The organism is Amycolatopsis melonis, assembly GCF_040064235.1.
Lineage (GTDB): Bacteria > Actinomycetota > Actinomycetes > Mycobacteriales > Pseudonocardiaceae > Amycolatopsis > Amycolatopsis melonis.
In genome coordinates this window covers 470,483-489,944 of sequence record NZ_JBDZYD010000006.1, presented here as the reverse complement: position 1 = coordinate 489,944, position 19,462 = coordinate 470,483, and the positions used below count along the sequence as shown (strand labels likewise).

The following is a 19,462-nucleotide window of genomic DNA, read 5'->3' as shown; positions in this document are numbered from 1 at the left end:
CCCGCCCCGGCGGCGATCGCGGTCACCCAGCCGGGCAGCGCACCCACGGGTGAGCTGAAAGGGACGTTCGTCTCGTCCGGCGCAGCGAAAGGGACTTTCCTCGCACCTGATGCAAGGAAAGTCCCTTTCAGCGCGTGGCCCTACCGCGCCGCCAGGCCGTACCACAGCAGGTCGGCGAGGTTCGCCGCGTCGCTGCGCCAGTCCTCGTTCGGGTCGAGCCAGAGCAGGCCGCCCATGCCCCGCATCACCAGTACCGGGTCCAGGCCCGACCGGACCGTCCCGGCAGCCGCGTTGGCGTCGAGCATCTCCGCCACCGCTCCGACCAGGTCCTCGTACGCGTCGACCGGGAGCTGGCCGCGGGCCGCCGTGGCCGTGCGGAGTGCGTCGGCCAGGCCCTTCTTCGTCATCATGTAGTGCGCCACGTGGTCGGTCACCCAGTGGCGGAACGCCTCGCCCGGCTCGTGCTTCTCCAGCAGGACCGGGACGACCTCCACGATGTGCCGGACCTCGCGGCGGTAGACCGCCAGGATCAGCGCCTCCGGTGTCGGGAAGTGGCGGTAGACCGTGCCGACGCCGACTCCGGCCTGCTTCGCGATCGCGTTGAACGACACTTCGCCCGTCTCCGCCAGCGACGCCGCCGCCGCGACGAGGATGCGCTCGTGGTTACGGCGGGTGTCCGCCCGGCGGGGACTGACCGATCCCGTCGTCATCGCACACCTCCCGGTTCCGTCCCCGCCGAATCTAACCCAGAGCTGGAGCAACTCCAGCACGAGCACTGCATTGCGAAGCGGATTCTAATCCGCTAGCCTCGCGGCAGACGAAGCGGATGACTATCCGGTACGTCTCTCTCCCACCACAGAGGCTCGACCGATCCACGGAAAGTGACCAGTGGACATCTCACTCGAAGTCAATGGCAGAACCGAACACCTGGACGTCGATCCCGGCGTGACGCTCCTGGACGCGCTGCGGGAGCGCCTCGCCGTCACCGGCCCGAAGAAGGGCTGCGACCGCGGGCAGTGCGGCGCCTGCACCGTGCACGTCGGCGGGCGGCCCGTGCTGTCGTGCCTCACCCTGGCCGCCACGGTCCGGCAGCCGGTCACCACCGTCGAAGGACTGTCCACTGAGGACGGTCTGCATCCGGTGCAGCAGGCGTTCGCCGACCAGGACGCCCTGCAGTGCGGGTTCTGCACCGCCGGGCAGATCATGTCGGCGGTCGCCGCCGTCGAGCAGGACGTCGACGACGTGCGGGAGTTCATGTCCGGCAACCTGTGCCGGTGCTCGGCCTACCCGAACATCGTCAAGGCCGTCGAGCAGGCGAGGCGGGCCGATGCGTCCCTTTGAGCTGACCGCACCCACCACCGTCGAAGCCGCGCTCGCGACACCCGGCACCTTCCTGGCCGGCGGCACGACGCTGGTCGACCTGATGAAGCTCGACGTCCTCACCCCGGAGCACGTGCTCGACATCAACGCGGTGCCGTTGCGCGGCATCGACACCTCCGACGGCCTGCGGATCGGCGCGCTGGAGCGGATGAGCGACATCGCCGCGCACGAGGGCGTCTACCCGGCGATCTCGCGCGCCCTGCTGCTGAGCGCGTCGCAGCAGCTGCGGAACATGGCCAGCATCGGCGGGAACCTGCTGCAACGCACGCGATGCTCGTACTTCCGCGACGTCGCCTCGCCGTGCAACAAGCGCGTGCCCGGCAGCGGCTGCCCGGCACTCACCGGCGCGAACCGGATGCACGCGATCCTCGGCACGAGCGACGCCTGCGCGGCCACGCACGCCAGTGACGTCGCCGTCGCCCTGGTCGCGCTCGACGCGCGGCTGCGACTGGCCGACGCCGGCGGCACGCGCGAGGTCGCCCTCCGCGACTTCTACCAGCTGCCCGGCGACACCCCGGCGCTGGAGAACGACCTGCGGCCGGGCGAGCTGATCACCGAGGTGGTCGTCCCGCGCCTGGACTGGGCGGTGAACTCCACCTACGTCAAGGTGCGCGACCGGCAGTCGTACGAGTTCGCGCTGTGCTCGGCCGCCGTCGCGCTGGACGTCCGCGACGGGATCGTCGCCGACGCCCGGGTCGCGGCCGGCGGCGTCGGGACGGTGCCGTGGCGGCTCACCGCCGTCGAAGACGCGCTGCGGGGCGCCCCGGCGACCCAGGCGTCCTTCGAAGCGGCCGCCGCCGTCGCGGCCGACGGCGCACGGCCGTTGGCGCACAACGCGTTCAAGGTGCCGCTGCTGAAGCGGACCGTCATCCGAGCGCTGCTCGAACTGACCGAGGGGAGTTCCCGATGATCGCCCGGCTGGACGCGCCGCTCAAGGTCACCGGCGAGGCCAGGTACGGCGCCGACCGCGTCCTGCCCGGCATGGTCTACGGCTACGTCGTGCTCAGCACGATCGCCCACGGCGAGATCGAGGCCGTCGACACCACCGCGGCGACGAGCGCGCCCGGCGTGCTCGCGGTGTACACGCCGTTCGACCCGCTGGCGCTGCGCACGCCGAGCCTGCCGGCGTTCGGCGACACCTGGGTTCCGTTGCAGGACAAGGAAGTCACCTACTACGGCCAGCCGATCGCCTTCGTCGTCGCGGAGACCTTCGAGCAGGCGCGGGACGCCGCGGCTCTCGTCGAAGTGGCCTATCGCGAGCAGCCCGCCCGGACCTCGCTCCTCGACCACCTCGACACGGCCGAACTCGCGCCGCCGCACTTCAGCGGTGCGCCGCCGGAGATCGAGGTGCTGGAAGACGGCGTCGAATCCATCGAAGCCGCGCTGGCCGCGAGCCCGGTGGTCGTCGAGGCGACCTACACGACCGCGACGCAGAACCACGCCGCGCTGGAACCGCACTCCGCGGTCGCGGTGTGGGAGGACGGCGAGCTGACCGTCTACAGCGGGAACCAGGCGTCCAACATGCAGGCGGCCGAACTCGCCATGGCGCTGGACCTGGCCCCGGAGGCCGTGCACGCGATCAACCCGTTCGTCGGCGGCGCGTTCGGCGGCAAGGGCCGGACCTCGACGCCCGCGTTCCTGGCCGCGGCGGCGGCCCGCTCCCTCGGCCGGCCGGTGAAGGCCGCGCTCACCCGCGAACAGGTCTTCACCGCCACCGCCGGCCGGGCCGCCACGGTCCAGAAGCTCGCGATCGGCGCCGAACCGGACGGGACCCTGGTCGCCCTGCGCCACGACTCGTGGTGTCACACCGACACGGCCCGGTCGTTCGTCGAACCGACGTCGCACGGCACCTCGCGCGAGTGGTACGCCACGAGGAACCTGTCCATCACCCAGAAGCTCGTGCCGCTGAACGTCCCGCCGACGACGTTCATGCGGGCCCCCGGCGAGGCACCCGGCTCGTTCGCGCTGGAAAGCGCGATGGACGAACTCGCCGAGAAGCTGGGCATGGACCCGATCGAGCTGCGTGTCCGCAACAACTCCACCGCCCCGCCCGGCCACGACCTGCAGTGGTCGAGTAAGCACCTCGACGAGTGCTTCCGCGTCGGCGCGCAGCGCTTCGGCTGGGCGCACCGGCCGCCGGGCACCCGCACCGACGGTGACTGGCTGGTCGGCATGGGCGTGGCCACCGCGGTGTTCCCCGCGCTGCGGTTCCCGGCCACCGTCGGCATCACGCTGAAGGCGGACGACACCGCCGTCGTCGCGACCAGCGGCGCCGATCCCGGCACCGGCCTGCTGACCGTGCTGTCCCTGGTGGGTGCCGAGTCACTCGACATCCCCGCCGACCGGATCACCCCGCGGCTCGGCGACTCGGCGCTGCCGCCGGGTGGCATGTCCGGCGGCTCGACGGCGACGGCGAGCGCGGGCACCGCAATCATGATCGCGGCCACCAAGGCGATCGACGAGCTGACCGCGCTCGCGGCCGATCCCGGCGCGCCGTTCGAGGGGCGCGAGGTCACCTACGCCGACGGGCGCGTGTTCGCCGGCGGGGAGTCGCTGACGTTCGGGGAGCTGCTGCGTGCGCTCGGGCGCGAATCGCTCGAGGTGACCGGCTCGTCGGCACCCGGCGAAGAGCTGACCAAGCACTCGTTCGCCTCCTGGGGCGCCCAGTTCTGCGAGGTCCGGGTGCACAAGTGGACGCGGGAGGCGCGCGTGTCGCGGATGCTCGGCGTGTTCGACGCGGGCCGGATCATCAACGAGCAGGCCGCTCGCAGCCAGCTCATGGGCGGCATGATCTGGGGTGTCTCGGCCGCGCTGCACGAGGCACTGGAGATCGAGGCGAACGGCCGTCCGGCCAACGCCGACTTCGCGGGCTACCTGCTGCCGGTCAACGCGGACATCCCGGAGGTCGACGTCCACTTCGTCGAGTACCCGGACACGCTGCACAACGCGGTCGGCGCGCGTGGTCTCGGGGAGATCGGCACGGTCGGCATGGCGGCGGCGGTGGCCAACGCGGTGTACAACGCGACCGGCATCCGGGTCCGGCACATCCCGATCACGATCGAGGATCTGCTCGAAGGCTGACCGGCGGGAAGGGCCCGTTCCGTCCGTCAACGGGCCCTTCCTGCCGGTGATTTTCCGGCGGGACCGTGTCGGACGATCGGGTCATGACGCGGGTTGCCCGCGGTCCTAGGCTGGCGGGATCTTCTCCGTGCCACGAAGGGACTCCCCGCATGACCGACCCCGTCGTCCCCACCACGTCCGGCGCGGTCCGCGGTCAGCTCACCTCCGCCGGCGTCGCGTTGTTCCGCGGCATTCCCTACGCCGCCGCGCCCGAGGGCGAGCTGCGCTTCGCCGAACCCGTCCCGGCGCCGCCGTGGGAAGGCGTCCGCGACACGGCCAGACCCGGGCCGACCGCGCCGCAGCGCCGTCACGACGTGCCGGGGCTCGACCTGGCGCCGCTCACCGGCCCCGGCTGGCGGCCGGGCCCGGAGTACCTGACGGTGGACGTCTGGACGCCGCAGCCGGGCGGCGCGGCGCTGCCGGTGCTGGTGTTCGTGCACGGCGGGGCGTTCATCGGCGGCACCGGCTCGGCGCCGGTGTGCGACGGGACCGCGTTCGCGCGGGGCGGCGCGGTGCTGGTCACCGTCCAGTACCGGCTGGGCGTCGACGGCTTCCTGCCGCTGGAGGGCGGCACCACGAACCTCGGGCTGCGCGACCAGCTCGCCGCGCTGCGCTGGGTACGGGACAACATCGCCGGATTCGGCGGCGACCCCGCCAACGTGACCCTCTTCGGCGCCGCCTCCGGCGCGGTCAGCGTTTCCTGCCTGCTCGGTTCCCCGCTGTCGGCGGGACTCTTCCACCGCGCGATCGTCCAAAGCGGACACCCGGACATGGTCCGCGACGGCGTGCAGGCCCGGCGCCTGGCCAAGGTGATCGCCGACGAGCTGAAGACGGAGGCGACCGCCGAGGCGTTCCGCAAGGTCTCGACCGAGCAGCTGCTCGACGCGCAGGACGCGGTGCTGCGGCCGGGCGGCGCGCCCGACCTGCGCGACGCGCTGGGTTACGACCGCGGGTACGGCCTCAGCCCGTTCCTGCCGGTGGTCGGTGACGACGTCCTGCCCCAGCACCCGGCGAAAGCGATCCGCGCGGGCGCGGGCGCCGGGGTCGACCTGCTCGTGGGCAGCTGCAGCGAGGAGATGCGGCTGTACCTGGTGCCCACCGGCGCGCTGGAAGCGGTCACCGACGACCAAGCGGTGGCGGCGCTCGCGGTGTCCCACCCGGACCCGGCGGGCGTGCTGCACGCGTACGGGCTGGGTTCCGGCCGCACGGCCGGCGAAGTCCTGGTCGAGGCCCTGACGGACCTGGTCTTCCGCGACGGCGTCCGCGACCTGGCGGCCCACCACACGGGCCGCACGTTCCGCTACGAGTTCGAGTGGGGTTCCCCGGCCCTCGACGGCAGGCTCGGCGCATGCCATGGGCTCGAGCTGCCGTTCGTGTTCGACGCACTGGACACGGTGACCGGGCCGCGCGGCCTGTTCGGCGAGCAGCCGCCGCAGGAACTGGCGAGCGAGCTGAACGACGCCTGGCTCCGCTTCGCCGCGACGGGCGCGCCGGGCTGGGCCGAGGACACCGTGTTCCACGCCTACTGACCCCGTGTCGACCCTCTGATCACGCGTGTCGACCCTTCAAGCACGCGAGTCGGCTGCTCCACCGGGCTGGACTCGGCCCCGGAACGGTTGACGACTCCCCCGCCGCGCTGCCAGGCTCAGGCGCCCGGACGCCGGATGAATGGGGACCACCGATGCCCGAGGCGGGCTCCGCCACGCCGCCACGCGCCTTCGTCCGCACCCTGCTCCGCAGCGGTGCCCCCGCCGATCCGCCCCGCGCCGCCGTCGACAACGGTGATCTCACCGCCGTCGGCGACGCCACCCTCGCCCGCGCCGCGCGCTACTGGGTCGTCGTGCCGCTGGCCTACCGGATCGCCGCCTTCGTGAAGGTGTTCATCGGCTTCACCGCGGCGAACGGCAGCCTCGGGCTCGGACCGGTCCTGGGCGCGACCGTGTTCGCGGTCGCCGCCAACGCCGCCGCCGTGGTGTGGGTGCTGCGCGCGGGCGGGCTGCGGGCCCGCCTGACCCGGCGGGCGCTCGCCGTGGATCTCGTCGTGGGCGTGGCGCTCTGCTTCGCGGTGGCCGCGACGGCGCCGGACGCGATCCAGCCGTTCGCGGTCGACGTGCCGTGGACATGGCTGGTCGGCGGGATCGCCATGGCCGCGGGGACGTCCGGGCTGCCCACGGCGCTGTGGCTGTTCGTGGCGGCCGTCCCGCTGCGCGCGGCGCTGACCCTGGCCGGCGGGCTCCCGCTGACCCATCCGCTCGCGGTGACGCGGTCGATCGGCTGCCTGGTGGCGCTCGCGGTGGCGATCGTGATCGCCGTGGCGATCCTGATCCTGCTCGGCGTCGGCACGCGGTTCGCGGTGGACATCGGCCTGCGGCGCGGCCGTGAGGCCGAGCGCCGCCGGACCCGGCGGATCATGCACGACAGCGTCCTGCAGACGCTGGAGGCACTGGCCATCTCGGCCCCGGGCGACGACACGCACGCGGTGACCCGGCTGGCGGAGCTGCGCTCGGTCGCCAAGGCGGAGGCGGCGGAGCTGCGCCGCCACATCACCGAGCCGGTGCCGACGGGGTCGAGGCGCAGCTTCGCGGTGGAACTGGCCGACGTCGCCACGGAACTGGCCCGCGACGGCCTGCGCACGCAGCTGGTCGCCGCGGACTTCGCCGACGACCACAAGGTGTCCCAGGACCGGCGCAGCGCACTGGTCGAGGCGGTCCGGGAAGCCTTGCGCAACACGGTGAAGCACTCCGGGACCAAGCAGGTCGTGCTGCGCGTGGAGCAACGCGACGGCGGGATCGCGGTGGTGGCGCGGGACCAGGGCCAGGGCTTCGACATCCACGACCGGCCGCCGGGCTTCGGCATCAGCCAGTCGATCGTGGCCCGGCTGGCCGAGGTCGGCGGCCACGGGACGGTCGATTCGCAGCCGGGCCGCGGCACCCGGGTCACGATGTGGGTGCCCGGCTGAGCGGTCAGGCCGCGAACCGGACAGCCCGCTCGGCAGCCAGACTCGCCCGGCAGGCAGCGACCAGCCGAGTGGTGGCGGCACTCCCGCCGTGCCCGCAACGGGGGCACGACATCGCCACCTCCCCCGACAGCTCGTCGACAGCGACGGTCAGCTCGTTCCGGCAGCCGCGGCACCAGCGGTGCCGGGTGACCGGGTTGACGTGCGACGGCGAAGCGGCGCACTGGTGGATCCAGCGGCCGTGCACGTGGCAGGTCAGGCGGTCGTCCGGCGCCAGCAGGCCCATGTCCTCGGCGTCGTCTTCGGTGGCGAGCAGGACCGGCAGGCTCCGGACCCGGTTCGGTGTGGCGGTGCAGGTCATCGGATTCCCCTTTCGCTCTCACCCGGACGTCGAACCGGCACGGCGGGAATCGACACATGGCCGGAATTCTGTGGTTCCTGGCAGTCCGGCCACTCCCACCCCGGGCCCGCGGCCCGGTAGCTTCGGCGCGTGTCGAAATTCCTGCTCTCGGTCCACGTCCTGGCGGCGGTACTGGCGGTCGGCCCGGTCGCCGTCGCGGCCAGCATGTTCCCCGCCGCGGTCCGCAAGCACGACCTGAAGGCCGCGACGCTGCTGCACCGGATCTGCCGCGTGTACACCTACGCGGCCATCGCGGTACCGGTGTTCGGCTTCGGCGTCGCGGGCACGATGCACGTCATGGGCGATCGGTGGCTGCTCGTGTCGATCGGCCTGACCGCGGTGGCGGCGGCCGTGCTGGCGCTGCTGGTCCTGCCGGGACAACGGCGGCTGCTGGCCGGAGAGTCCACATCGGACACGCTGGGCGGCCGGGCGGCCCGGCTGGCCATGGTCACCGGCGTGTTCAACCTGCTGTGGGCCGCGGTCACCGTGCTGATGATCGTCCGCCCCGGCTCGACGACGGGCGCCTGACGGCCCGCGCTAGACACCCACCGCGACCGGCACCCGCACCGCGACGAAGTCCGGACGGCGCCGCAGCACGAACCCCAGCGAAAGATAGAGCCGGATCGCCGCGGTGTTCGACGCCGCCGCGTGCAGCATCGGGGTCTCGCCGCGCTGGCGGATGCCGTCCGCGATCGCCAGGACCAGCCGGGTCGCCAGGCCCTGCCCGCGGTACGCCGGGTCGGTGCAGACCGCGCTGATCTCGGTGTACCCCGGCGGGTGCAGCCGCTCGCCCGCCATCGCGACCAGCACGCCGCACCGGCGGATGCCCAGGTAGGTGCCCAGCTCGACGGTCCGGTTCCGGAACGGTCCCGGCCGCGTGCGCTCGACCAGGTCGAGCATCTCCGGCACGTCGGCGGGCCCGAGCCGCACGGCTTCCGGGTCGGCCGCGGCGGCAACCTCCTCGCCGACCAGCTGGACGCCGGGGATCGTGTCGACGACTTCCCAGCCGGACGGCGGCCGCGCGGACGTGGCGGCGAGCACCACGACGGCACCCGGCCCGGCGAGGCCCGCGACGTCCCGCCAGTCCTGCTCGCCGGGGTCGTCCGGCAGGGCCAAGAACGGCGCGACGTCTTCGGGGTAGCGCAGCACGCGCCCGCGCCGCTGCGCGAACCGGGCGTGCGGGCCGGCCAGCGACGCCCAGGCGGGGTTGTCGAGCGGGGAAGCCATGGCTCCAGCATCCGGAAAGCGGCCGCGGCCCGGCGGTGCTCCCACATCGTGAGCGGCGTCGGTAGGGTGCGGGCGTGGGTTCCCAGGTCCCGGTGTGGATTCCGATCGTCGTCGCGTTGCTCGGCCTGGCCGGGGTGCTGCTGACCCAGGTCCTTTCGGGACGGCGCGAGGCCCGCCGGATGGCCGAGGAAACCGCGCGGGAAGAGCGCCGGTGGCAGCGCGAACGCGAGGCCCGGACGCACGAGACCCGCGCCGACGCCTACGCGCAGCTGCTGGGTGTCATCGAGGCGTTCGACGGCGTGCTCTTCCAGGCCCGGGCGATCCGGGAGTCGGAAGGTGAACTCGACGAGCACCAGCTCGCGGAACTGCGCCAGGTACGCAGCGAATGCCAGCACGCGCTCGGGCCGGTCGTGCTGCACGCGCCGGAAGCGGTCCGGCAGCTGGTCAGCGACGCCACGCTCCCCCGGATGCGGCTGGCCGCGATGCTGCTGGAGCCCGACGGCGACCGTGCCCGGATGCGGCCCGCCTGGGACGCCGGCCAGCGCGGCTACCGCGTCATGCGTGCCCGGATGCGGGCCGACCTCGGCTTCGACGCGGAACCGGTCGACGAGCTGTTCGGCACTCAGCCGACCACCGCCAGCTCCTCGTCGGAGAGCACGGCGGACCCGGCCGACACGACGAGCCTGCCGCCGCCGACCTCGTAGCGGTATTCGCCGTTCGTGGCCACGAACCCGTCGCCCGAGGCCTCGGCGGGCAGCACGATGTGCGTGTCGTCCGAAACCGGCTTCCCGCGGGCCTGGCCGTCGTAGAAGATCCGGCCGTCGGGCGTCCGGCAGATCGTGATGAGCGACTTCGCGGTCTGGGCGACGAGCAGCGCCGTCCCCTGGCCGCCGGGCAGGTAGCGCGCCGCGTCGGCCGGGCACGGCTTGTCCGCCGGCGCCGAAGTGGACGGCGCCGGCGGCGGGGTGACGGCCTCGACGGTTGAGACCACGGTCTTGGTCGTCGGCAGCGAAGGCGTCGTGTACTGCGGGAACGGGCCGGTCGCGGCCTGCTTGCCGCGCGGGCCACCGGTGAACAGCAGGACCCCGCCCACCGCGACCCCGGCAACGACCATCAGTGTCAGCAACACCCACAGCGCCCGGGCGCGTGCCCGGCCCGGTGCCAGGTTCGCGCAGGTGCCGCAGCGGCGGGCCGCGGCGTCGTTGACCGCACCGCACTGCGCACACGTCCAGGGAAAACCCGCCATCGGGCCTCCTTCGGCCCGGCGCCACGCCACGCCGGTGCCTCCATCGTCACCGACGGAGGCACCGCCTGCAACGGCTCGGTCACCCGGACTGGACGACGTTGACCATCCAGGGAATGCCGAACTTGTCGACGCAGGCGCCGAATTCGTCGCCCCACATCTGCTTTTCGAACGGAACCGTCACGGTGCCGCCGTCGCTCAGCTTTTCCCAGTAGCCCCGCAGGTCTTCGGCGTCGTCGCCGCTGAGGCTCACCGAGATGTTGGTCCCCGGGTTGTGCTCCATCCCGGCCGGGGTGTCGGCTGCCATGAGCGTGAAGCCGTTGTCGGCTTCCAGCTGGGAGTGCATGATCTTGTCCGCGTCCGCCCCTTCGGGTGAACCGAATTCCCCGAACGTGTTCATGGTCAGGGTGCCACCGAAGACGTCTTTGTAGAACTCCATGGCCTGCCGCGCATCATCGCGGAAGCTCAGGTACGGGTTGAGGCGAGAAGCCACGGTCATCTCCTTCGCTCGGCAGAGAGCAGCATCCTCGCAGACCTCCGGGGTTGCGCCAATCGGCAGAAATTCAGAGGACGAACCGGCGGCCTGCCTCCGGTTCCAGCGGCAGGGTGCCGTGCAGCGCGGCACGGGCCCGCAGTTCCAGCGCGCGGTCGAGCGGCCTGCCGCCGGGTGCCGCGGCGGCGTGAAAGGTGCCGCGGTCGAACAGGTACACCAGCGCGAGCCTGCCTTCCCGGCGCCCGGCCTGCTCGGCGAAGTCGACGGCCGCGAACCGCAGGCAGCCGCCGTAGCCCGCCCGGGTCAGCCGGTCGGCGACGTCCACCAGGTCGCCGGTCAGCACGCGCAGGTCGTGGTTGCGCCGCCAGCACCGGACCGTCGAGCGGCCGTAGAGGTCCTGCGTCACCAGCGGGTGCACCGGCTGCCGGGACGGCGTCGCGGCGATCAGCTCCGCCTGGGTGCGGGCGAGCGCGTCGCCGTCCACCCGGAAGGCGATCGTCCCGCCGCCGGTGGGCGCGAGACCGAGCGCGGCGCGCATCCGCGGGGCCGCGGCGGCGAGGGTGTAGAGCGACTGCAGGTGCGGGCGCGACGTCCAGTAGCGGACGAGCTTGCTGTCCAACAGAGTCATGTGTCCTGTCTCCGGTCGAGAAGACCGCCGGGCCGGGCGCACTGGCAATGTCCACACTGGACGTCAGGCGCGGGGACGCGGGGTCGGAAAGGACAGCATGCGCCCGCGCCGCCCGGTTCCGGACCGGCACCGGGCGGCTACGCGGCGAACGGCACCGGCCCGCCGCCGAACGGTCACCGGTACAGCAGTTCAGCCGATCAGCGGTATTCCTCTCGCCTCAGGCAACGGTGATGACGACCTTGCCGAAGTTGCCCCGGCTTTCGAACCGCCGGAACGCCGCCCCGGCCTCCTCGAACGGGTGAACGCTGTCGACGACCGGCTCGATCGGGTGAACGGCGAGCCGCCGGACGAGGTCCTCGGTGTCGTCGCGGCTGCCGACCCAGATCTTCCGCACGGTCGCGCCGCTGCGGAACAGGTCCATCACGTCGATCGGCGGCCCGCTCGTACCGACGAAGCCGACCAGCGCGATGTCGGCGTGGTGCGTCCCGGCCGCGACGAGCGACTGCGCGAAGGTGCCCGGCCCGCCGACCTCGACGATCCGGTCCGCACCGCGGCCACCGGTGGCGTCGAGGACGGCCTTGCCCCATTCGGGCGTGGCGGTGTAGTCGATCACGACGTCGGCGCCGAGCGCGGTCAGCCGCTCCGCCTTGGCCGGGCTCGACGTGGTCGAGACCACCCGTGCGCCGTGCGCCTTGGCCAGCCGCAGCGCGAACAGGGACACCCCGCCGGTGCCGAGCGTGAGCACGACGTCGCCGGGGCCGAGCGGCGTGCCGCCGTTGAGCGACGTCCACGCCGTGACGGCCGCGCACGGCAGCGTCGCGCCCTGCTGGTAGGTGATCGAGTCCGGCAGTGCGACCAGCGCGTGCTCGGAGACCGCGCGGTATTCGGCGAGCCAGCCGTCCTGCGCGTTGCCGTACCCGCGCAGGGTTTCGGCCGGGGGCAGCCGTCCGCCGATCCAGTGCGAGTGGAAGCTGGAGATCACCCGGTCACCGGCGGCGAAGCGCGTGACGCCTTCGCCGACCGCGGCGACCTCGCCCGCGGCGTCGGACACCGGGATCAGCTCCGCCGGCCCGGTGACGAAGTGGTCGCCGTTGAGGATCAGCAGGTCGCGGTAGTTGAGCGAGACGGCCCGCACGCGCACGAGCACTTCGCCGCGCTGCGGCTCGGGCATGGGCTCTTCGCGCTCGACGAGCTGACCGGCCCGGGGACGGTAGACGCGCACTGGGGAACTCCCTCATGTTAACCAATCGGCTAACATCGACCATGGCACAGCGGCCCGCCTCCCGGCAACCAGGGATACTCGGGACATGGCCAGCCGCACCGCGACCCCCTTGGAGCACCCGGCACTCGAGGACGTCTCGTTCGCCATGGCCCTGGAGGCACTGCGCGACCCGCACCGGCTGGCCATGGTCGCCGCGCTCGCCCGCGAACCCGGCCAGTCGTGCGGCGCGATCATGCCGCCGGTCAGCAAGCCCGCGGCGTCCCGCCACTTCAAGATCCTCCGCGCGGCCGGCCTGCTGAAGCAGTGGGACAGCGGCACGCAGCGCCTGAACGCCCTGCGCCGCGAAGAGTTCGACGCCCGCTTCCCCGGCCTGCTCGACCTGGCCCTCGCCGAAGCCGCCCGCTGATTTTCCGGACGTTCCCCGCCTTCCAGACATTTAGCGTTGCTAATAGTTCTGAGTCAGAGCTAACTTCGGAGGCATGACCGAACTCGCCGAACGCCTGCTGGGCGCGGTGGCCGGGATCCGCCGGGTGGTGCGCCGCCGGACCCGCACCGGGCTGACGGGCACCCCGCTGCCCGGCGCCCAGCTCGAAGTCCTGCGCGTGGTGGCCGACCGGCCCGGCATCGGCGTCGCCGCGGCGGCCCGCGAGCTGCATCTCGCGGCCAACTCGGTCAGCACGCTGGTCAACCAGCTCGCCGACGCCGGGCTGCTGCGCCGCGAGGCCGACCCGGCCGACCGGCGCGCCACCCGGCTGGAGCTCACCGCCGCGGCCCGCGACCGGATCGCGAACTGGCGGCGAGCCCGCACCGAGCTGGTCGCCGCCGCCCTCGCCGGTCTGTCCGAAGAGGACATCGACGCGATCGGGAAGGCGTTGCCGTCCCTCGAAAAGCTCATGGGCATCCTGAAGGAGCAGGCATGACCGAACCCGCGGTGCGCTGCACCGGCCTGAGCCACTCGTTCGGCACCACCCGCGCGGTGGACGGCGTCGACCTGGAGATCCAGCCCGGCGAGGTGTTCGGCCTGCTCGGCCCGAACGGCGCGGGCAAGACCACCACGCTGCGGATGATCACCACGCTGCTGCCCACGGCACCCGGCCGGATCGCCGTCTTCGGCGTCGACGTGGCGCGGCGGCGGATGGCCGTGCGGCGGCTGATCGGGTACGTCCCGCAGCAGCTGTCCGCCGACGGCGCGCTGACCGGCCGCGAGAACGTCGCGTTGTTCGCCCGGCTCTTCGACGTGCCGCGCGCCCGGCGCGGCGAGCAGGTGCGGCTCGCGCTGGACCTGGTCGGGCTGGCGGGCGACGCCGACCGCACGGCCGGGACGTACTCCGGTGGCATGATCCGCCGCCTGGAACTGGCGCAGGCCCTGGTCAGCTCGCCGCGGTTGCTCGTGCTCGACGAGCCGACGATCGGGCTCGACCCGGTCGCCCGGTCCTCGGTGTGGGACCGCATCACCGCGATCCGGGCCGCGACCGGCATGACCGTGCTGGTCACCACCCACTACATGGACGAGGCCGCGCAGTACTGCGACCGCGTCGCGCTGCTGCACACCGGCCGGGTCCGCGCGCTCGGCACCCCGGCCGGGCTGGCGGCCGGGCTCGGTCCGGAGTCCTCTTTGGACGACGTGTTCCGCGCCGTCACCGGCGACCGCCTCGACGGGGACGAAGGAGGGATCCGCAGTGTCCGTGCCGCTCGCCGCACCGCCCGCCGTCTCGGCTGACCCCGGCCCGCTGCGCCGCCTGCGCGTGCTGTTCGCGCGTGCCGGCGCGATGTGCCTGGTCGAGCTGCAGAAGCTGCGCCGCGACCAGACCGAGCTGCTCACCCGCGCCATCCAGCCCGCGCTGTGGCTGCTGCTCTTCGGCGAGACGTTCACCCGGCTGCGCGCGATCCCGACCGGCTCGACGCCCTACCTCGACTACCTGGCGCCGGGCATCCTCGCGCAGTCGGCGTTGTTCATCGCGATCTTCTACGGCATCCAGATCATCTGGGAGCGTGACGCGGGCGTGCTCGCCAAGCTCCTGGTGACCCCGACCCCGCGCGCGGCCCTCGTCGCGGGCAAGGCGTTCGCGGCCGGGGTCCGCGCGCTGGTCCAGGCACTGATGGTGCTGGTGCTGGCCGCGCTGCTCGGCGTCGGGCTGACGGCGAACCCGCTGAAGCTGCTCGCCATGGCCGTGGTGCTCGTGCTCGGCTCGGCGTTCTTCTGCTGCCTGTCCATCGTGATCGCCGGGATCGTGCTGTCCCGGGAACGGCTGATGGGCATCGGGCAGGCGATCACCATGCCGCTGTTCTTCGGCTCGAACGCGCTGTACCCGGTGGATCTGATGCCGTCGTGGCTGAAGGTGCTCAGCCACGGCAACCCGCTGAGCTACCAGGTCGACGCGCTGCGCGGGCTGCTGATCGGCACGCCGATGCATCTCGGTGCCGACTTCGCCGTGCTGGCCGCGTCGACGGTCGTGGCCATCGCCGCCGCTTCGGGACTGCTCGGCCGGTTGGCCCGGTGAGGCACATGTCTCACCGAACGGAAGCCTCATGCCGGAATGCCTAATCTCGATTCCGTGAAACGTCGTCAGGCCCTGGTCCCTTTTGCCGCTTTCTGCGTGCTCGCCGGAATTCTCGTGGCCGGCACGATGGCGCCCGCCGCCATCGGCGCGGGCCTGCTGTCGAATCGCGTGAGCGATTCGGTGGACGCCATTTCCGCACAGCTCGCCGCCGCCGAACCGCCGTTGACCACCACGGTCACCGACCGCACCGGCGCCCCGATCGCGACGCTCTACGCGCAGTACCGCCTCCCGGTCGCCGCGGCCGGGATCGCCCCGGCGATGAAGGCCGCGATCGTCGCGGTGGAAGACCGCCGGTTCTACACCGAAGGCGGCGTCGACGTGCAGGGCATGCTCCGCGCGGCGGTCAACGACAGCACCGGCGGCGCGCTGCAGGGCGCGTCGACGATCACCCAGCAGTACGTCAAGAACTACCTGATCAACGTCGTCGACCGGACCGACCCGCTCGCCCAGCAGGCCGACCGCGAGGACTCGCTGGCCCGCAAGCTGCGTGAGGCGAAAATGGCCGTCCAGCTCAACGCCACGATGAGCAAGGACGACATTCTGGCGAATTACCTCAACGTGGTCGAATTCAGCGGAACCGTGTACGGAGTCGGTGCCGCGGCGAAAGCGTACTTCGGGACGACAGCGGACAAACTGACCGTCCCGCAGGCCGCCCTGCTCGCCGGAATGGTGAACAACCCCAGCATCTACAACCCGTACACGCATCCGGACAAGGCACTGCAGCGCCGCAACCTCGTCATCGACGACATGGTCACCAACGGGTCCATCCCCGCCTCCTACGCGGCGACGGCGAAGGCGGCGCCGCTCGGGCTGCTGCCGGACGGCCCGGTCACGCCGTCCGGCACGTGCCTGGGCGCGGCGCCGGACGCGGGATTCTTCTGCGCGTACGCGGAAAGCTACCTCGTGCACGCCGGGTTCACCGCGGACCAGCTGGCGACCGGCGGGTACACGATCAAGACGACGCTCGACCCGCGCGTCTCGCAGGTGACGAAGGACGCCGTGGACGCCAACGTGCCGACCACCCAGGACGGCGTGGCGAACACCTTCGCCGTCGTCCAGCCGGGGCAGGACGGGCACCAGGTGCTCGCCATGGTCGCCAACCGCAACTACGGCACCGACCCGGCGCGGGGTGAGACGTCGACGAACATCGTGGCCAACGCGAGCAACGAGTTCGGCGCGGGCTCGTCGTTCAAGATCTTCACCTCGGCCGCGGCGCTCGTCACCGGCAAGGCGGGGCTGAACACCCCGCTGCCCAACCCCGACAGTGAGTGTTTCCCGGTGCCGGACACGCATTCGTCGTGCTACACCGTCCACAACGACGGCCACTACGCGGACCCGATCACCCTGGCCGACGGCCTGGCGACGTCGCCGAACGTCGCGTTCGTCGGGCTCGAGTCGCAGGTCGGCATGCCCGCGGTGCTCGACATGGCCTACAAGCTGGGGCTGCGGAACACCCTGGCGACCAACGACGCGGGCCGCACGCCGGACCCGAAGTCGGGCAACCCGCAGTACAGCGAGCCGCAGTCGGAGTACTTCAAGAACCTGCTGTCGTTCACGCTGGGCAACAGCCCGGTGAGCCCGCTGGAGATGGCGAACGTCTCGGCGACGCTGATGAGCGGCGGGGTGTGGTGCCCGCCGAACCCGATCCTGTCGGTGACCGACCGGAACGGCAACGCGGTGCCGGTGCGGCAGCAGGCGTGCGAGCGGGTCATCCCCACGGGGGTGGCGAACACGCTGGAAGCGGGCCTGAGCAAGGACACGACGAGCGGCACGTCCGCCGAAGCGGCCCGCGCGGCAGGCTGGACCCGCCCGGACATCGGCAAGACGGGCACGACCCAGCAGAGCGAGTCCGTCGCGTTCGTCGGCGGCGTGAACGACTACGCGGTGTCGTCCATGGTCTTCGCCGACGGGCCCCACCCACAGGAGATCTGCCCGGGCACACCGGTCCACCTGGGCGAGTGCGGCCACGGCGCGTTCGGCGGCACGGTGGCCGCACCGCCGTACTTCCACGCCATGAGCCAGTTGCTGGCCGGGGTCCCGGACCAGCCGATCCCCCCACCGGACCCGGCCTACCTGACGGCGCGGAGCTAGCGCGGTTCGAGGAAGACGAGCGGGATCTCCCGCTCGGTCTTCGTCTGGTACTGCCCGTAGTTCTTGAACTCGGCGGTGATCTTCGGCCACAGCCGGGCCCGCTCGCCGGCGTCGGCGACCCGCGCCCGCATCGGCTGCTTGGGCCCGCCCTTCAGCGACACCTCGACGTCGGGGTTGTCGCGGAGGTTGAGGAACCACGCGGGATGCGTGTCGTCGCCGCCGCGGGAAGCCACGACGACCCAGGTGTCGCCGTCCTGGTGCGGCGAGGTCAGCAGCACCGACCGCGGCCGGCCGCTCTTGCGCCCGATCGTGGTGAGTTCGAGGACGGGCATGGCGACCTGCCAGCCCACCCGCCCACCCGTGAGCTTGATCAGGCCGCGGTGCACGGCGTTCATGGCCTTGAGGGCGAAGTCGCTCGGCATGCTTCCAATCTAGCGCCGGGCCCCCGCGGCAGCCGTCCGGGCCGATTGTCCACTTTGCCCGGTCCGGCGCCTGGCGAGTTCCCCGAAACCGCCACGGCACCGGCCACCGGTGTGCGAGGCTGCCCGGCGAACGCAGGACCGAAAGAAAGAAGACCGATGCTGATCTGGGGCTGGCGGACCAAGATTTCCTTGCTGGCGATGACGACCTTCCTGTGCGCCCGCTGCGGCAACCCCGCCGCGCACGCCGTGCGCAAGGCGGTCACGAAGTTCACGCTGTTCTTCATCCCGCTGTTCCCGATCAGCGTCAAGTACAGCGCACAGTGCACGTTCTGCGGGATCGAGAACCGGATCCCGAAGGAGGACGCGGTCCGCCTGCACGCGCAGGAGCAGGGCCAGCCGCAGGTCGCACCGGGATACCCGCAGCCGCAGGGCGTCCAGCACCCTTCCCAGCCGCAGGGCTTCCCCCAGCAGGACCGCTGAAGGCCACCCGTCCGGGTGAGATCCGCGGCGGCGAAACCGCCCGCACGCCCACCCTGTTCCCGGACACGTTCGCCCAGCGTGTGACCACTTTCGCGGACCGGCCGCCCGGCGTGCCCGGGCGCGGTCGCGGCGGCGCGGAAACCACCCCCGGCCGGGTGACGGCAGCCCGCGGTCCGGCCCGGAATTGTCGGACCCCCGTGCTCTCCTCGTCGGCAAGAGCGGTGCACCCCGCACCCCGAGGCGAAGGAGGAGCCCGATGGCAGGCGAAACGACGGTCACCGTGGTCGGCAACCTGACGACCGACCCCGAACTGCGGTTCACCCAGGCAGGCACGGCGGTCGCGAACTTCACGGTCGCGTCGACACCCCGGACGTTCGACCGTGAGTCCGGCGCCTGGCGCGACGGCGACCCGATGTTCCTGCGCTGCAGTGTGTGGAAGCAGTACGCGGAGAACGTCGCGGAGTCCCTCGGCCGCGGCGCGCGCGTCGTCGTGCACGGCAGGCTCAGGCAGCGGACGTACGACACGAAGGAAGGCGAGCGGCGGACCGTGACGGAGCTGGAGGTCGACGAGGTCGGCCCGTCCCTGCGCTACGCCACGGCCAAGGTGACCAAGCACATCCGCGCCACCGGCGCCGAGGGCAGCAGTACCTGGACCCCGGAGCCGGTGGCGGTCGGCGATCCCCCGTTCTGACCCGATCCGTCCCCGGTCGACGGGGATTTGACCCGCTCTCGACCGCCGGCGGTGACGATGGGAGAACGCTCCTCGCGGGTGCGGTCGAAATCCGGGTCCCCGGTTCGACGCATAGGCAGAAGAGGCCGAACGACGAGCGGGAGGGACCGAGATGAACGCCAACGACAGGACCGGAACGGCGGTCAACCACCGGATGCGCGCCATGCTCCGAGCGGTCGCGGCGGGCCGCGCAAGGGTGTCGTGCAGCAGCGAGCCCGACCTGTTCATCGACGGCCTTTCCTGCGGCGACCAGTTCGCGGCCCACGCACTGGCCCACCAGGGCCTCCTCCGCGCGGCCCGCCCGGGCAGGCCGGGAGAGCTGGTCCCGGCAGTCCTGACAGCGGCAGGCCACGCGGTCCTGACCCAGCAGCAACGCCCCGCCGCCTGACTCGGCGGCAGGCAAGGTGTTTGACAAGTCCAGAGAGATGGAGCCGCCCGACCCCGCCCTCGTGGGGGGCCCCGGGCCCCCACCCCCCGCCCCCCCCGCCCAAGCGGGGGCCGGTGCCCCC

Annotated in this window: 23 protein-coding genes; 15 read left to right on the top strand and 8 right to left on the bottom strand. The window is 72.4% G+C overall.

Translation table 11 applies throughout. From position 1 onward, the window contains the following. Positions 1-140 precede the first annotated feature (140 nt). A complete protein-coding gene (locus ABJI51_RS19305; protein WP_348952423.1) occupies positions 141-710 on the bottom strand; it encodes a TetR/AcrR family transcriptional regulator in 570 nt (189 codons plus the stop codon). Between the two features lie 178 nt (positions 711-888). Here ABJI51_RS19305 and ABJI51_RS19300 point away from each other — a divergent pair, with 178 nt between their 5' ends. The 5 genes from ABJI51_RS19300 to ABJI51_RS19280 all read left to right on the top strand — a co-directional run bounded on the left by ABJI51_RS19300 (position 889) and on the right by ABJI51_RS19280 (position 7,459). Next, positions 889-1,341 (top strand): (2Fe-2S)-binding protein, encoded by a 453-nt coding sequence (locus tag ABJI51_RS19300; RefSeq protein WP_348952422.1) that lies wholly within the window; start codon positions 889-891, stop codon positions 1,339-1,341. Continuing rightward, a complete protein-coding gene (locus ABJI51_RS19295; protein ID WP_348952421.1) occupies positions 1,328-2,290 on the top strand; it encodes an FAD binding domain-containing protein in 963 nt (320 codons plus the stop codon). The genes ABJI51_RS19300 and ABJI51_RS19295 overlap by 14 nt, the downstream gene beginning before the upstream one ends. Continuing rightward, positions 2,287-4,461 (top strand): xanthine dehydrogenase family protein molybdopterin-binding subunit, encoded by a 2,175-nt coding sequence (locus ABJI51_RS19290; protein ID WP_348952420.1) that lies wholly within the window; start codon positions 2,287-2,289, stop codon positions 4,459-4,461. Before ABJI51_RS19295 ends, ABJI51_RS19290 begins: the two co-directional genes overlap by 4 nt. Positions 4,462-4,610: 149 nt before the next feature. Then, positions 4,611-6,029, top strand: coding sequence for a carboxylesterase/lipase family protein (locus ABJI51_RS19285; RefSeq protein WP_348952419.1), 1,419 nt, complete (start codon positions 4,611-4,613; stop codon positions 6,027-6,029). A gap of 152 nt (positions 6,030-6,181) precedes the next feature. After that, the gene (locus ABJI51_RS19280; protein WP_348952418.1) at positions 6,182-7,459 is read left to right on the top strand and encodes a sensor histidine kinase; all 1,278 of its coding nucleotides are present in this window, start codon (positions 6,182-6,184) and stop codon (positions 7,457-7,459) included. A gap of 4 nt (positions 7,460-7,463) precedes the next feature. Here ABJI51_RS19280 and ABJI51_RS19275 read toward each other — a convergent pair whose 3' ends face one another. Then, on the bottom strand, positions 7,464-7,817 hold the full coding sequence (locus tag ABJI51_RS19275; RefSeq protein WP_348952417.1) for a hypothetical protein: 354 nt from the start codon (positions 7,815-7,817) through the stop codon (positions 7,464-7,466). Between the two features lie 129 nt (positions 7,818-7,946). Between ABJI51_RS19275 and ABJI51_RS19270 the strand changes: the two genes are divergently transcribed. Further along, positions 7,947-8,384 (top strand): DUF2269 family protein, encoded by a 438-nt coding sequence (locus tag ABJI51_RS19270; protein WP_348952416.1) that lies wholly within the window; start codon positions 7,947-7,949, stop codon positions 8,382-8,384. Positions 8,385-8,393: 9 nt separating this feature from the next. Here ABJI51_RS19270 and ABJI51_RS19265 read toward each other — a convergent pair whose 3' ends face one another. Beyond that, positions 8,394-9,083: a GNAT family N-acetyltransferase gene (locus ABJI51_RS19265; RefSeq protein WP_348952415.1), complete on the bottom strand. Its 690-nt coding sequence runs from the start codon at positions 9,081-9,083 to the stop codon at positions 8,394-8,396. A gap of 74 nt (positions 9,084-9,157) precedes the next feature. Between ABJI51_RS19265 and ABJI51_RS19260 the strand changes: the two genes are divergently transcribed. After that, complete coding sequence (locus tag ABJI51_RS19260) at positions 9,158-9,787, top strand: hypothetical protein (protein WP_348952414.1); 630 nt, start codon at positions 9,158-9,160, stop codon at positions 9,785-9,787. On the opposite strand, the gene ABJI51_RS19255 is transcribed toward ABJI51_RS19260, so the two are convergent. The 4 genes from ABJI51_RS19255 to ABJI51_RS19240 form a co-directional block, all read right to left on the bottom strand. After that, the gene (locus ABJI51_RS19255) at positions 9,706-10,329 is read right to left on the bottom strand and encodes a hypothetical protein (RefSeq protein ID WP_348952413.1); all 624 of its coding nucleotides are present in this window, start codon (positions 10,327-10,329) and stop codon (positions 9,706-9,708) included. The two genes, ABJI51_RS19260 and ABJI51_RS19255, sit on opposite strands and share 82 nt — an antisense overlap. Before the next feature lie 79 nt (positions 10,330-10,408). Beyond that, positions 10,409-10,819 carry a VOC family protein gene (locus ABJI51_RS19250; protein WP_348952412.1) on the bottom strand — a complete coding sequence of 137 codons (411 nt, stop codon included), beginning with the start codon at positions 10,817-10,819 and terminating at the stop codon, positions 10,409-10,411. A 70-nt stretch (positions 10,820-10,889) separates the two neighbouring features. Next, positions 10,890-11,447 (bottom strand): PspA-associated protein PspAB, encoded by a 558-nt coding sequence (gene pspAB / locus ABJI51_RS19245; protein WP_348952411.1) that lies wholly within the window; start codon positions 11,445-11,447, stop codon positions 10,890-10,892. Positions 11,448-11,664: 217 nt separating this feature from the next. After that, entirely contained in the window at positions 11,665-12,669 is a 1,005-nt protein-coding gene (locus ABJI51_RS19240; RefSeq protein WP_348952410.1) for a zinc-dependent alcohol dehydrogenase family protein, read from the bottom strand. An 85-nt stretch (positions 12,670-12,754) separates the two neighbouring features. On the opposite strand from ABJI51_RS19240, the gene ABJI51_RS19235 reads away from it, so the two are divergent. The 5 genes from ABJI51_RS19235 to ABJI51_RS19215 all read left to right on the top strand — a co-directional run bounded on the left by ABJI51_RS19235 (position 12,755) and on the right by ABJI51_RS19215 (position 17,321). Then, positions 12,755-13,075: an ArsR/SmtB family transcription factor gene (locus tag ABJI51_RS19235; RefSeq protein WP_348952409.1), complete on the top strand. Its 321-nt coding sequence runs from the start codon at positions 12,755-12,757 to the stop codon at positions 13,073-13,075. Between the two features lie 73 nt (positions 13,076-13,148). Then, positions 13,149-13,589 carry a MarR family winged helix-turn-helix transcriptional regulator gene (locus tag ABJI51_RS19230; RefSeq protein ID WP_348952408.1) on the top strand — a complete coding sequence of 147 codons (441 nt, stop codon included), beginning with the start codon at positions 13,149-13,151 and terminating at the stop codon, positions 13,587-13,589. After that, complete coding sequence (locus ABJI51_RS19225) at positions 13,586-14,389, top strand: ABC transporter ATP-binding protein (RefSeq protein WP_348952407.1); 804 nt, start codon at positions 13,586-13,588, stop codon at positions 14,387-14,389. The genes ABJI51_RS19230 and ABJI51_RS19225 overlap by 4 nt, the downstream gene beginning before the upstream one ends. Then, entirely contained in the window at positions 14,349-15,170 is an 822-nt protein-coding gene (locus tag ABJI51_RS19220; protein ID WP_348952406.1) for an ABC transporter permease, read from the top strand. The genes ABJI51_RS19225 and ABJI51_RS19220 overlap by 41 nt, the downstream gene beginning before the upstream one ends. 36 nt (positions 15,171-15,206) lie before the next feature. Continuing rightward, complete coding sequence (locus tag ABJI51_RS19215; protein ID WP_431605631.1) at positions 15,207-17,321, top strand: transglycosylase domain-containing protein; 2,115 nt, start codon at positions 15,207-15,209, stop codon at positions 17,319-17,321. Here ABJI51_RS19215 and ABJI51_RS19210 read toward each other — a convergent pair. Then, a complete protein-coding gene (locus ABJI51_RS19210) occupies positions 17,318-17,743 on the bottom strand; it encodes a nitroreductase/quinone reductase family protein (RefSeq protein ID WP_348952404.1) in 426 nt (141 codons plus the stop codon). The two genes, ABJI51_RS19215 and ABJI51_RS19210, sit on opposite strands and share 4 nt — an antisense overlap. A gap of 156 nt (positions 17,744-17,899) precedes the next feature. Between ABJI51_RS19210 and ABJI51_RS19205 the strand changes: the two genes are divergently transcribed. The 3 genes from ABJI51_RS19205 (at position 17,900) to ABJI51_RS19195 (ending at position 19,341) form a co-directional block, all read left to right on the top strand. After that, positions 17,900-18,223, top strand: coding sequence for a zinc ribbon domain-containing protein (locus ABJI51_RS19205; protein ID WP_348952403.1), 324 nt, complete (start codon positions 17,900-17,902; stop codon positions 18,221-18,223). 256 nt (positions 18,224-18,479) lie between these two features. Next, positions 18,480-18,914 carry a single-stranded DNA-binding protein gene (locus tag ABJI51_RS19200; RefSeq protein WP_348952402.1) on the top strand — a complete coding sequence of 145 codons (435 nt, stop codon included), beginning with the start codon at positions 18,480-18,482 and terminating at the stop codon, positions 18,912-18,914. Between the two features lie 151 nt (positions 18,915-19,065). Continuing rightward, positions 19,066-19,341 (top strand): hypothetical protein, encoded by a 276-nt coding sequence (locus ABJI51_RS19195; RefSeq protein WP_348952401.1) that lies wholly within the window; start codon positions 19,066-19,068, stop codon positions 19,339-19,341. Positions 19,342-19,462 lie beyond the last annotated feature (121 nt).

Coding starts and splice junctions, on each gene's coding strand:
- ABJI51_RS19305 (WP_348952423.1), bottom strand. CDS start 710: ATGACGACGGGATCGGTCAGTCCCCGCCGGGCGGACACCCGCCGTAAC.
- ABJI51_RS19295 (WP_348952421.1), top strand. CDS start 1,328: ATGCGTCCCTTTGAGCTGACCGCACCCACCACCGTCGAAGCCGCGCTC.
- ABJI51_RS19290 (WP_348952420.1), top strand. CDS start 2,287: ATGATCGCCCGGCTGGACGCGCCGCTCAAGGTCACCGGCGAGGCCAGG.
- ABJI51_RS19285 (WP_348952419.1), top strand. CDS start 4,611: ATGACCGACCCCGTCGTCCCCACCACGTCCGGCGCGGTCCGCGGTCAG.
- ABJI51_RS19280 (WP_348952418.1), top strand. CDS start 6,182: ATGCCCGAGGCGGGCTCCGCCACGCCGCCACGCGCCTTCGTCCGCACC.
- ABJI51_RS19275 (WP_348952417.1), bottom strand. CDS start 7,817: ATGACCTGCACCGCCACACCGAACCGGGTCCGGAGCCTGCCGGTCCTG.
- ABJI51_RS19265 (WP_348952415.1), bottom strand. CDS start 9,083: ATGGCTTCCCCGCTCGACAACCCCGCCTGGGCGTCGCTGGCCGGCCCG.
- ABJI51_RS19255 (WP_348952413.1), bottom strand. CDS start 10,329: ATGGCGGGTTTTCCCTGGACGTGTGCGCAGTGCGGTGCGGTCAACGAC.
- pspAB (WP_348952411.1), bottom strand. CDS start 11,447: ATGACTCTGTTGGACAGCAAGCTCGTCCGCTACTGGACGTCGCGCCCG.
- ABJI51_RS19235 (WP_348952409.1), top strand. CDS start 12,755: ATGGCCAGCCGCACCGCGACCCCCTTGGAGCACCCGGCACTCGAGGAC.
- ABJI51_RS19230 (WP_348952408.1), top strand. CDS start 13,149: ATGACCGAACTCGCCGAACGCCTGCTGGGCGCGGTGGCCGGGATCCGC.
- ABJI51_RS19225 (WP_348952407.1), top strand. CDS start 13,586: ATGACCGAACCCGCGGTGCGCTGCACCGGCCTGAGCCACTCGTTCGGC.
- ABJI51_RS19215 (WP_431605631.1), top strand. CDS start 15,207: ATGCCTAATCTCGATTCCGTGAAACGTCGTCAGGCCCTGGTCCCTTTT.
- ABJI51_RS19210 (WP_348952404.1), bottom strand. CDS start 17,743: ATGCCGAGCGACTTCGCCCTCAAGGCCATGAACGCCGTGCACCGCGGC.
- ABJI51_RS19205 (WP_348952403.1), top strand. CDS start 17,900: ATGCTGATCTGGGGCTGGCGGACCAAGATTTCCTTGCTGGCGATGACG.
- ABJI51_RS19200 (WP_348952402.1), top strand. CDS start 18,480: ATGGCAGGCGAAACGACGGTCACCGTGGTCGGCAACCTGACGACCGAC.
- ABJI51_RS19195 (WP_348952401.1), top strand. CDS start 19,066: ATGAACGCCAACGACAGGACCGGAACGGCGGTCAACCACCGGATGCGC.